The sequence below is a fragment of the Pedobacter vanadiisoli genome (assembly GCF_042684385.1).
GTDB classification, from domain to species: domain Bacteria; phylum Bacteroidota; class Bacteroidia; order Sphingobacteriales; family Sphingobacteriaceae; genus Pedobacter; species Pedobacter vanadiisoli.
The window spans coordinates 449,031-461,399 of sequence record NZ_JBHULL010000007.1; the positions used below are offsets into that span (position 1 = coordinate 449,031).

At 40.7% G+C, this 12,369-nt stretch carries 6 protein-coding genes; all 6 read right to left on the minus strand.

Annotated features, from left to right (window positions below; genetic code table 11):
- Nucleotide 1: 1 nt before the first annotated feature.
- Nucleotides 2-2,338 carry a DUF5117 and DUF5118 domain-containing protein gene (locus tag ACFSR6_RS07800; protein WP_379077238.1) on the minus strand — a complete coding sequence of 779 codons (2,337 nt, stop codon included), beginning with the start codon at nt 2,336-2,338 and terminating at the stop codon, nt 2-4.
- A 15-nt stretch (nt 2,339-2,353) separates the two neighbouring features.
- Nucleotides 2,354-4,819 (minus strand): zinc-dependent metalloprotease, encoded by a 2,466-nt coding sequence (locus tag ACFSR6_RS07805; RefSeq protein ID WP_379077241.1) that lies wholly within the window; start codon nt 4,817-4,819, stop codon nt 2,354-2,356.
- Between the two features lie 73 nt (nt 4,820-4,892).
- Entirely contained in the window at nt 4,893-5,834 is a 942-nt protein-coding gene (locus ACFSR6_RS07810; protein WP_379077244.1) for a putative zinc-binding metallopeptidase, read from the minus strand.
- Nucleotides 5,835-5,862: 28 nt separating this feature from the next.
- Nucleotides 5,863-7,368 carry a RagB/SusD family nutrient uptake outer membrane protein gene (locus ACFSR6_RS07815; protein WP_379077246.1) on the minus strand — a complete coding sequence of 502 codons (1,506 nt, stop codon included), beginning with the start codon at nt 7,366-7,368 and terminating at the stop codon, nt 5,863-5,865.
- Nucleotides 7,369-7,372: 4 nt separating this feature from the next.
- Entirely contained in the window at nt 7,373-10,981 is a 3,609-nt protein-coding gene (locus tag ACFSR6_RS07820; RefSeq protein ID WP_379077249.1) for a SusC/RagA family TonB-linked outer membrane protein, read from the minus strand.
- 161 nt (nt 10,982-11,142) lie between these two features.
- Entirely contained in the window at nt 11,143-12,306 is a 1,164-nt protein-coding gene (locus ACFSR6_RS07825) for a FecR family protein (RefSeq protein ID WP_379077251.1), read from the minus strand.
- Nucleotides 12,307-12,369 lie beyond the last annotated feature (63 nt).

Below are 12,369 nucleotides of genomic sequence, written 5' to 3' on the forward strand. Positions count from 1 at the left end.
CCTATTTTGCATTTAGTTCATTATTCATCATCATTTTCATTAACTGAAAATGTTCCCTGGTTAATAAATCAGTATGTTCTTTGGCCATTTTAACAATATGGTCAGCTAAAGAAGAGGTGTAGCCATTTAAAACAACACTGATTTCGCTAAGGCCAGAGCCAAGCTTATTCTTTGCGGCTAAACTGATCAATCCCCTAACTGCTGTAGCCTGTATGTTGCGCTGGTAGCTGTTTAGAGCTTTGTTCTTATCAAAATCTAAAAAAACATACCTGTTAATAGCAACAAACAAATCTTCAGTACCAAAAACATCTTTCTGACCTGATTTTTCAGCGTCGATAAGGTTTTGAATCAAATCGGCACTCACCAAATAATTTACTACCCTTACTGCGGTTTTCGTAACCAAGGTTTCTGTATTAGAACCGTCTATGGCTTGAGCCCTGTCATTCCGGGTCCAGGAAGGAACGCCTTTTAGTACATTGTTGTATAAAAAAACAAAGGTTGCTTGCTGCCTGGCCTTAGGCGTGTAAACAAAAGGCACACTGTTATAGCCTTTCATTACTGTGTAACGTTGTTTCCCACCAATATTGGGTAATACGCTGGTCACATATTGGTCGTAAGACATGATAAAATTTGCTGCAAGCAGCATGTAGGTATCCCAGGTATCGTCTTTCATTTTGGCAGCAATTCCATTTAATTTTGGATAAAAAGCAACGAGTTTATCAATGCCTAACTGAGCGGCCTCAATATTTTGTGATGATAAATCTTTTGCGAGTGCCAGTGGACTGTTTTTATCCTCTGCGGAGTAATAATAAATGGGATTGATCTTACCTGAGGTTAAAAAAGACGGCTGGTTTTTACCATCCTGAAACAACCGGTAAGCCCAGTTGATGGCAAAATGATCGTAGGCTCCTATGCCTGGGATAAGCAGGTTGCTGTTAAATGTTTTGGTTGGAGGCATCAGGTAGTTAAATTCCAGATCGTCAGTAACTGAAGCCGTGAAACCATTTTTAGCTACCCAATCAGGGTCGCTGACCTGTTGAGGTGTAAATGCGGCACTTGCTGCATAGTTTGGCAGCATTCCCAATACCTGGGCCATAGCCTGGGTAGCTTTGAACTTTAATATGTCCTGACGAACCGCAGGTGCATAGGCATCTTTTTGAATGCGGACATCCTGCAGCCCGCATTGTACAAAATATTTCTGCAATAAATTATCTATTACCGTATCTGAAAAAGTTATTTTTGCCGTTTTTATTTCACCGGTACGCGGATCGTCAACCATTTCTACTGCAGCTACCGGTGCCACACCACCCCAGGCTACAACAACGCTACCTTCTTCCATTAAAACCTGCCCGCCATTTTCAGGAAGCACTACCCTGATCACGTTTTTAAATCCGGCTGTTTCAAAGCACCTGTTCCATGCCAGTATGCCATCTTTAACCGCAGCCTGTAAAAATTTAGGAATTGATGGATGCAAGTAAACCACGATAGGTCTTTGGGGCGAAACCAGCACACCGGCCCGGTATTTAGCCACATCTTCCGGTTTTACCTGAATGTTCCATTTTTTAATCACATTCACCTTTTTCGCAGCATAGCCTGCTAAACCGAAATCAGTAAAAGAGCGGGTATCAAAGCCGATTCTCCTATCTGCTGTTTTAACCGGCATTGGCACATCAGCAAGTTGCTGCAACACCAAACCCAACTGCACGGTAATTGCCTGATCTATTGACTTGCCATTGGAATCTCGGCCGGGGTTGTTCTGCGAGCGGTATACACTGAAAGCCACACCGTTATTAATGGCCACTACGCTGTCAACCCCTGATCTTGATGCGTCTGGATTGGCAATAAGATTATAGTTCCTAAAAGAGAAAAGCTCTCCACCATCAATCAGTTGTTTAGTAATGTCTATAATGTAACTTCCGGTATCCTTGCCTAAGGCTTCAATTTTGAAAGTATAATTAATTGGTGCCAGGGTTGAACCACTTAACAAAGTTGCCATCGCATCATTGGCTGTTGCCTGTTCGCTGTAATTACTTTTAATTACATATAAATTTTCACCCTCTCCCTTCGTGAAACGTAAAATACCGGAAGATTTAGAAATCACAGAAGAACCGTAGCGGATATCTCCCACAACCAAAAGATCTTTGTTCAGTTGTTTAGAGCCGATTTGCAGGTAATATTTGTCATCAAGCTGATAAACAGGGAAAGTGCCGGCAACCACCTTCATCTTATCTTTAAAGAATTTATCAAAGCTTGGTGGATTGCTTGTTTTTAGTTGTTGCGCAGTAACTTGCGAAGCCAGTGTTACGCAAAACAGCAACATCGATAATATTTTTCTCATTTTTTGTATTACTGGTTATGAACTTTGTTTTGTTTGATGATCTGCTTTCCATTGCTGAATCATATCCGAAATAGCTTTAAGATGATCTTTGGAAGCCTGATCATTTTTTTTTGGCAAAGCTGAATCGCAAGATTGTTTAACCTTGTCTAATTGTTGCTTAAGCAGAATAGCAACATCAGCTTCGAAACTTGCAGGATTATAAACAGCCGTTAGCAGTTTGTTTACATAAGAGCGCTGCAGCATTTTCCTGTAAGCAGATATTGGTGTAGAATTATCAACATCTGCAAAAAGTCCCTGATAAATATCATCAAAAAACTCACTTACGGTATAGGGGGTTTGACCAACAATACGCTGATTTTTTGAAATGGCAGAAAATTTATAAAATATCTTCCCCATAAACGTTTCATAATCTGCAGATACTTGTCCGTCAAAAACAAACTGGGTTTTATCAGTAATATTTGAGGGGAACATCCAAGATGGTTCCTGAAAATAATAGGTATTGATGAAAGCCATTGCTTCTTTTTGAGTAGACCTGCTTACGGGCACATAATTGGGTTTAGCTTCTGCTACCAGCGATTGATCTGCATACCTGCCACCGAGGTTTTTCAACACATGAGCAAGGTATTCGTTATAACGACTGGCTATGGCACTGTGCATTTTTTTCATCATCGTAAAGTTTTGGTCGTCATCATCTTCCAGCCATTCTTCCATATTTTTCATGATGAGCTTTAAATTTTTTATCCCCATGTTACCTGCCTGCATAGCATTACTGCCCATATCTTCTGATTGTACCCGGGGATCGTAAAAATCACCTTCAGGAAAGTAAAACAACCTGGGATCAGCACGTTTTTGCGTAACCCAATTTTTCAGTGCTTCTGCTTCTGTAAAGGCATCATTATCCTTAGGGAAATATTTATAACCCCAGGCTATAGCGAATTCATCATATATGCCAATTTTGGGGAATAACTCTTCGGCAGTAAAGCCATCTTCTGGCTGCGCTACATAGTTAAATCTCAGATAATCCATAATAGAGGCTCCAAACCCATTTTTAGCCACATAATCGCGTTTGCGTACACTATCTACCTCATAACTGCAACTACCTGCAAAATCGTGCCGTAGCCCCAAAGTGTGGCCAACCTCATGGGTAATTACCGTTTGGGCAAGCCTCCCCATGATGTCTTTAGACAATGGTAATTTTCGGGCATTGGGATCGTTGGCGGCACACATCACAAAATACCACCGTTGCAACAAATCGGTAATGTTATTAAAAACGGCTACATGTGAGCTTAAAATCTGACCGGAACGCGGATCTACAACCATGGGGCCATAGGCATTGGCAGTAGTAGAAGGCTTATAAGAAATAACCGAGTAATTGATATTATCAATAGCGAAAGACGGATCTTCAGCGGGTGTTGGTTCCGGTTTAGCAATGATGGCATTCTTAAAACCGATTTTCTCAAATACCTTTTGCCACGCATTTACGCCTTTAATAAAATAAGGTTTCAGGTACTCGGGTGTATTTTTATCGACGTAAAAAACAATCTGTTCTGCTGGTTCAACCAATTCGCCACGCCTGAATTTTTCCAGATCCTGAGGTTTTGGCTCCATTTTCCACCGGGTTGCCAACAACTTTTCTTCTACCCGCAATGGATTGCTTATGTAATCTTTAACTGGTTTGACAAAATAACCTACCCTTTTATCGGCAAAACGCTGTTTCATCGGTTTTTTTGGTAAAAGAAGCCAGCTTGCCCCGATTTCCCAGGCAGTTGGGCCGGTTTCCAAAGAAACTTGTGTGTCTTGTCTGGATTGCGGTTCTACAGGTTCTGCAGAACTTGACTCGGGCTTAAGAGCACCTGCCCCATAAGCACGCAGCGAACGGAATACGATGTTATTTTTGTAGCTTGTAATAGCCAATTGCTTAGAAAGATTAGCTTGATAGGCTCCTAAACCAAGTTCTTCTTTTGCCCCATTGAGTGATAACATGGGCAGATCTGCATTAAGTGCTGGCGTAATATCGATTAAATTAGCATGTTCGCCTTGTGCAACGGTATTCAGGGTAAAAAAAAGGACCCCTTCTTTATCCTTCAATAGCTGGTAATAATCATTGCCATTTTTTTCCGGTGCAATATAGAACTGCGATTGTTCTATAAATATTGTACCCCTGGCATTTTTGTTGAATTTGAATACCCCTTCATTTACCACATCACCTGCAAATCCAAAACGCCTTCTAGGGTCGCGGGCTACCTGTGCAGATCCTTTATTGATCACAATCATAGCCAGAATATCACGGTTAAGCAAAGAATCAGGCAGTTCCAGGTAATATTTATCTTCCTGAAGATAAATATTGAAAATGCCGGTATGCTTTACAGCGGATGATTTTATAAAGGTTTTAATTGTAGGGAGTGCAGCGGTTTTTTGTGCCTGCGCCCGGGTAAACAGGCAAAAATATGCCAGCAATAATAACCTTATAATTTTTTTCATTTATATGTGTGTTTAGAAAATGGTGCTGCACATTAAAAAGCAGCACCATTTTATTAATTAGTCCTCCCGGCAGTTACATACCTCTCGATTTGTTACCGATAAGCTGAAGATCTACCTGGTAGGTATTAATGAAATAATTCCGAACAATGTTGTAGCGTTTTTTTATCAGTCCATTGGTATCCTTAGTGGCGTTTAAAATGCCTACCGCACTGGTATTTGAATTAGCAACAGATCGGTTTAAATCAGCCTCGGATAAGGTAACCATGGCCATTACGTAAGCATTCCAATCAATCGTGGCTGATATTGAAGTATAAGCACCGATAATCCCCTTACTAAATGCTGCTGCCTGACTGGTGTTTACACTGATGTAATCTGCACTGTTTATGAACTCAGTAGTAGGCTTAATCAGTGAACGATCGTTTATACTCTGAAAAAACACCTGGTTAATCCTTGCCAGGAAGGCCAATTTTTCAGCAGCTGAAAGTGTGCTCGCGCTGCCATCGCCATAATTAACGGCAATATTATCATAGCTGAAGTAAGCAGGAATTTTCTTCACTCCTTTAGCCGGCGAATAAGTAGGATTAAATACATACGTAGTAAAAACAGAATCTACTTTGCTGCATAACAGTAGTTTAACCGGCAAAAACCGCTTTAAAAAATTCTTCGGGTAGAGGCTAAAAAGGCTCTTATCTATTAAATCCAGTTGTGCCTGAATGCCATCTGGCTGGGCAGCCAGGATATCAGCCCCCACACTCCAGGTACCCGTAGCACTAACTACAGGCTTTTTCCAGCCTGTTGGGGTCCAATAAGCATCTCTTTCAGTAAAGTTATACAACAGGTAAGTACCGTAAGTGTTGTAGTAATTTAAAATGGTCTGATCAAAGGCATTATTTCCCTGTGGCACTTTATAAGTTACATCAATATCGGAAGGAACAAGTATTTCCTCTGACTTTTTACAAGCACTTATGCCGGCGAAAAAAGCCACTGCTAATATTAAATTTAAATAATTTTTCATTTGAATATTATTTTTATTGATCATTAATTTATCTCGGATTTTGAACAAGGCCTGGATTGTTTACCATTGCTATAAGCGGTATTGGTAAAGCAAATAATGGGCTGTTTGGAAGCAATGAATAGGTTCCGGTCGAATTATCTGCTGAGGTAAACGTATGCGTTACGCCCAAACCCCATCTTTTTAGGTCGATAAAACGATGTCCGTCTTCGAGTGCCAGCTCTCTCCTGCGTTCTTCCTGGCAAAATTTAAGTAATGCCTGCCCGTCGGTAATGTTTACAGGCGTATATGGGGTGTTCCTGGTATCATAACGGCTGATTCTTAACGTATTGAGATCATTAAGGGCGGCCAACCTGTCTGCTGCATTTCCATTCTTAATAAAATTGCGTATATAAGCCTCAGCACGGTTTAAATATAATTCTGCCACTCTAAATCCTCTGATACCATAAGGCGCATTTACCGTGTTTTTTCCGGTTCGGTACGGAAATTTACTTCCAGACAATGTATTGAACTGAAAATAATACTGATACCGCAGATCGCCATAGTTTGCTGTTCCTGTTCCTTTATCGTACTGACTGATCAGGCTGGCTGAGACAGTAAATGGAGGTAGTGAACGTGAATCAAAATTAGCGGTTAACAAATCAGGATATACCCCACCATAAACCCACAGCACTTCTGGACTGCTCGAATTGTAAATTCCATTTGGGCTTATACTGCCACCACTGCCTATAAAACTGGTAAGTGATGTTAAGGTAGACCTATTTTGTAAGGCACGCCCTGCAGATTGTATGGCTTTGTCCCAATCGCCAGGCCCTCCTTTATAAAGGTAATACCGAGACAATATACCGTTGGCCAGATCGCTTCCTATTCTGAAAGCATTTGCCGGTACATAATTGTTCCTTAGCAATTCTTCCGCTCTAATCAAATCTTTCTCAATCTGATCGTACACTTCTTTTAAGGTATTTCTGGGTACCCCGCCATCTCTAACCTGGCTTGATAATATCAAAGGGACACCAGGTGCCGTAGAAGGATCTACGCCGGGCGCACTATACATTTGTGCATAAGTGGTAACCAGTTTCAGATAATAATAACCCCGCAGAAATAAACATTGTCCCAGTATTGCGTTTTTATCTCTTTCGGTTCCTGGTACTTTATCCAGCTGGTCTATAATCACATTGCATCCTTTTATTTTTATGTACATGACACTATAAAGATTACCGATATCTGTCGTTGAATTAATCCCATCAAACATATTCGGGTTAAAAGTGAACATCAGCGTGGCTCCCTGCACAGCTGCCAAATAATCTGCGTTAACAGCGCCGTTAACACTAACTAAAGGATTATTCTGTACATCATCTGCCAGTGCTTCAAAATTTTCAATTTTAGCGATGTAAGGGTATGCATCGCTATACATTAATGCTGTTAAATCGTCTGTAGAACCAGGGCGCATTTCATCCTGACTATACTCTTCCAGAAATTTTTTACATGAAGAAAGTAAGACAGTGCAGAGTAGAAGCGTGTAGAGTATTTTTTTCATCGCTTTAAAAACTTAAGTTTAAATTAAATGTGTAGGTTCTGGTGCGCGGCTGACCACCGGTAGCTACTTCGGGATCCAGCCCCCGGAAATCGCTGCTATTGATCGCAAATGGATTTGATACGCCCCCACCTAAAGCAATATTTTTACATTTTAATTTTTTAACAATGCTTTCGGGCAAGCTATAGCTGAGGTTAATATTGTTACAACGCAAACTGGTTGCACTTACGACCCTATCTGTACTATAGTTATAAAATGTGTATAAATTGTTGGTTGCCCGTTGGTCTTTGTTTGGCAATGCAACAAATGCTAAAGTACCATTTGGCAATGCCGGTACCGTTCCGTTCGGATTTGAAGGTGTCCACCTGTCGAGAATCTGACGTGATAAATTTTCATACTCTGTTGGTAAACCACTATTTGTCGAAGCATAGTTATATAAAGGTGATAAAAATCTTTTTCCTCCTACCTGCAGGTAAAAAGAACTGCTAAGCGTAAGCATTTTGTACCTGAAATTCATCCCTAATCCTGATGTAAAATCGGGGTCGAGTTTACCCATGTATTGCATGAACGATGTTGGGTTATTAGGATCTGACCCTGGCGTAGTCGACAAATCAAAAGTTGGTTCTCCATTGGCAGGATTAATTCCGGTATACTTAAATGCATAAAATCCTGAAACTGGCGCACCAACCGCATTTAACTGACCTGAAGCGGCCGTTTGCCAACTCACAAGCTGCGGACCTACCTTAGTAACCTTATTTGTATTCTTTGACGTATTCAGGTTAACCGACCAGGTAAAATTCCGGGTTCTTACTGGCACAAAGTTCGCAGTTACCTCATAGCCCGAATTATTCATTGAACCACCGTTAACCAACATGGAATTTACACCATACTCAGTCGGTACATCAAGCGATGTGATGAGCTCGCGCCCCTTTTTAGTGTAATATTCAAATGATCCGCTTATTTTATTCTTGAATAAACTCCAGTCTACGCCGAAATTCAGACTTAAAGTATTCTCCCAACGCAAATCTCCATATGGCAAACTGCGTACAGTAAGAAGTGTTTCGCCTGTAAAAGATTCTGTGTTATTAGCCGGCGCACCCGTTGGTATCTTGATAATCAGGTCAGGACTTACATTTGCGGCGATGTTGCGCTGATATCCGAATGAACTACGGATACTTAAGCCATTTAACCAATTATTAGTTTCAAACCATTTTTCATTGGCAATATTCCAACGCACGCCTCCAGCCCAAACCGGGTTAAATTTTTCGTTTGTAAACTGTCCGAACCGGTTTGATCTGTCATTCCTCACACTTACATTCACAATGTATCTGTTATCGTAAGTATAGCTGGATGTTAAATATAATCCCATTGTATTAACCCTACGATCGATAACAACAAGTACCGATTGAGTTAAAAGTGAATTCACTGTTTTTTGGCTGGTTACGGTTAATGGCAATGTTGCAAAGGATTTTCCCCTGTCTCTCAGGTACCCATAGTCGGTAGACTGGTATCCATCATATTGCGAACTGTTAGATTCCCATCCAAGCATTAAGGCAATGGTGTGTTTTTTTGCAAATGTTTCATTATAAGAGAGACTGTTACGCCATCCCCAGGTTCTGTTTGCACTCACTACCTCATTGTATTCGCCCCCTACAGGTAACCTGCTATTGATGTATGCGGGATCAGAAGCTTTAATGCCATATTCAGCATACCTCAAAGCTCTTGATACATATTCTGTTTTTTCAGTGGCGTATGCTGAGCCATTAGTGGAAGAAGAATTATAGCTAAAAAGCGTCTGAAAACGTAAATTTTTCAATATCTGATAATTTACATCCAATACACCGTTTGCGGTAAGCACATTATTTACGTTGCCGGTTTCGTTTCTCTCATTCAGAAAATTAAAAAGGTAACCTGAACTATTTTTGTAAAAATTATAATCCCCGTTATCTGTATATGCGGGAATTGCCCGGTTTACTTTTGTAGCATAATCATACGGACTAATCTGGTAGAAACCGTTGGTTGTATTTTTTGATGCAGACAGACGTACATTAAATGAAAGATTTTTCCATAGCTGGGTAGAAATGGATAAATTACCTGTTATACTCTGCATGTCGTTTCCAATTGCAGTACCATTGTTTTCGCTATAGCCGAAAGAAGAGTAATATCTTGTGGTTGAGTTACCGCCAGAAATCCCCAGGTTGTGAGACATGCTAAAGGGTTTTCGGAACAACAGTTTAAACCAATCGGTATTGACCGTTTCCATCTTTGCCACTCTTGCATTGAATTCATCAGCCGAGATGGTTTTAAGATAAAGGTATTCATTTAGCGCCCCGGCATAACCGATGCTGTTATTCACAAATGGAGAGGTAAGTCCACGCTCATATATCTCTCTTGATACCGCTACCCGCTCTTTGGAATTCATCAGGTTTAATTTATCATAATCAACACTTTCCGTCATACTTAGGTTAGTTGAGTAAACAATAGCCGGTGGACCAACCTGACCCTTTTTGGTGGTGATTACGATAACACCATTTGCGGCCCTTACACCGTAAATTGCGGTTGCGGATGCATCTTTAAGTATAGTTATATCTTGAATGTCGTTAGGATTAAGCCAGCGGATAGAATTCCCGACAAAATTGCGCAGATAATCAAAATTATCGGTATTAATACCGCCTGCCGTATTTAATTCCTGCGCCTTAAAGGGTAGCGGATCTTCCTGAATAATCCCGTCTACCACCCATATTGGCTCTTGCGTACCAATTAATGTTGAAGTTCCCCTAACACGTACATTTTGTTTGGTACCCACCATACCACTCGTACTGGTAACCACCACACCAGCTAGTTTTCCCTGCAGTGCCTGTTCTAAAGTATTGATACCGTTAAAATTTAAATCTTTTGCATCAATAGAAGCAACAGATCCCACCACATCACTTTTCTTAAGCACCTGGTAACCGGTTACCACCATCTCTTCCATTTCTTTAACAATTTCTGTAAGTGTTACATTTAAATTCTGGAGGCTGGTTACGGCAATCTGCCTGGATTGCATGCCGATGTAAGAAAAAATCAGCGTGGCTTCTTTTTCATCCGATACCTTGATCTGGTAACGGCCGTCTCTGTCTGTTACCGTCCTCACATTTAACTCCTTGGAAAGTACTGTTACGCCTGGCATCGGCCGTCCGTCCGGACCGCTTACCTGTCCGCTTATCTCCCTGATTTTCGTTACAGGAGAAGTTGAACTCCTGGGAGTTTGTATAGCTTCTTTCGGCTTTATAACAATGGTTTTATTTTGAATGGAATAACTCAGGGGCTGATCTTTAAAACATGCTGTCAAGGCATTTTCCAACGAAACTCCTTTCACGTTAATAGTTACCGGATGAGCATTGCTGATCTGAGAAGAGGTATAAACAAAATCAAAACCGGTTTGCTTCCTGATCTCTTTAAAAATATCGACGATTTTTGCATTCGTTTTAACGATGGTTACCGTTTGGGCAAAACTGACACCGACCTGCAGGACGAAAATGGCAAGAAAAACTATAAATGATCTGGTTATTCGCCCCACAGTGTAATCGGAAAAATAGACACAGCGCCTACTCTCCAAAAAAATGGATTTTTTCATATCTTTGAATGAATACCAATACGCAAGCGTTTTGGTACCCTTAGTTTGTTTGGTTATTGTGGTTTAGTTGATTTAATTTGCATTGATCTGAACCGATCCGAACTTTAGCCGGAGGTGCTTCGAACCACTTCCGGTTTTTTAGGATACGGCCTTATATTCTTCTACCGCATAACAATTACACTCCTTCCTTCGATTTTAAAATGTACTGCACCCGTTTCTTCCAACGATGCCAAAACCTCCGTAATTGGTTTATTTCGCGAAATGGTCCCGCCGAATCTTTCTTTGGTTACAGCACCTTGATATACAACCTCTACATTGTACCAGCGAGCTATATCTAACATAACATGTTGGATATCTTCATCGGCAAATTGAAAATTCCCATTCTTCCAGGCAACTGCCTCTTCTACATCAACAGTTGAAGTGCTTATATTATCATTAGTTACCAACGCCTGTTGCCCCGGACTGATTACTTTATATTTATTTCCTGTGCCCACCCTAACACTGCCTTCAAGCAAGGTAGTTTTAACTCCTTTTTCTTCTGCATAGCTTTTAATATTAAAATGTGTACCCAACACCTCTACCGTTCTATTACCCACACTCACCAGGAAAGGTCTGCGCTTTTGGCTACCTTGATATCTGATTTTAGATTTTGCCACTTCAAAATAGGCCTCACCACTTAATTCCACGTGCCTTTCAAATGCACTTGCAAAATCTGCCGGTAATTTAATACTGCTCAATGCATTGAGCCAAACTTTGGAACCATCTGGTAGCACAACCTGATAAGTACCTCCTTTTGGTGTACTTAAAATCATTTCTTGCCTGTTCAACAGTTGGTTTTCAGGAATTACAATCCCAGTCCCATCGGTGTATTTGAGGCTCTTCGAATCGATAACCAAACCATCCTCATTCTCCTGAAGCAGTATAGATCGGCCATTAGCTAATTTTAAAGTTGCCTTGGCCTTACCTGGAACAATTTGCACTTGCCGGGCAGACTGGTTATTTAATAATTTATTGAGTGCATTTGATTGATACAACCAATATGCCATCCCCAATACCAGAACAGCAGCCGCTGCAAACCATTTTAAATGTATGATATAGCTGGTTTTTTTAGGCTGTTCTTTCGAAACCTTCAGCATTAATTTGCTATAAAGCCCGGCCCCCAATTGTGAAGTCGCATCAACGTCCCCTTCTCCCAGCTCTAATTCTTCATCTTTAAAAGAGGCATACCATCTCTCGTAGATTTCAATTTCCTCATCAGAAGCAGTGCCCTGCAGCCTTTTATAAGCAATTTCTGTTATTGATCTGTTATCTTGTCTAAAGTCCAATTTGATGCGCTTTTCTATATAGTCACATCAACGGCATTAAACCCTACATCAATTTGAAAAAAA

Bases quoted from the DNA above. Each gene is read 5' to 3' on its own strand.
- ACFSR6_RS07815 (WP_379077246.1), bottom strand. From the start codon at position 7,368: ATGAAAAAAATACTCTACACGCTTCTACTCTGCACTGTCTTACTTTCT.
- ACFSR6_RS07800 (WP_379077238.1), bottom strand. From the start codon at position 2,338: ATGAGAAAAATATTATCGATGTTGCTGTTTTGCGTAACACTGGCTTCG.
- ACFSR6_RS07805 (WP_379077241.1), bottom strand. From the start codon at position 4,819: ATGAAAAAAATTATAAGGTTATTATTGCTGGCATATTTTTGCCTGTTT.
- ACFSR6_RS07820 (WP_379077249.1), bottom strand. From the start codon at position 10,981: ATGAAAAAATCCATTTTTTTGGAGAGTAGGCGCTGTGTCTATTTTTCC.
- ACFSR6_RS07810 (WP_379077244.1), bottom strand. From the start codon at position 5,834: ATGAAAAATTATTTAAATTTAATATTAGCAGTGGCTTTTTTCGCCGGC.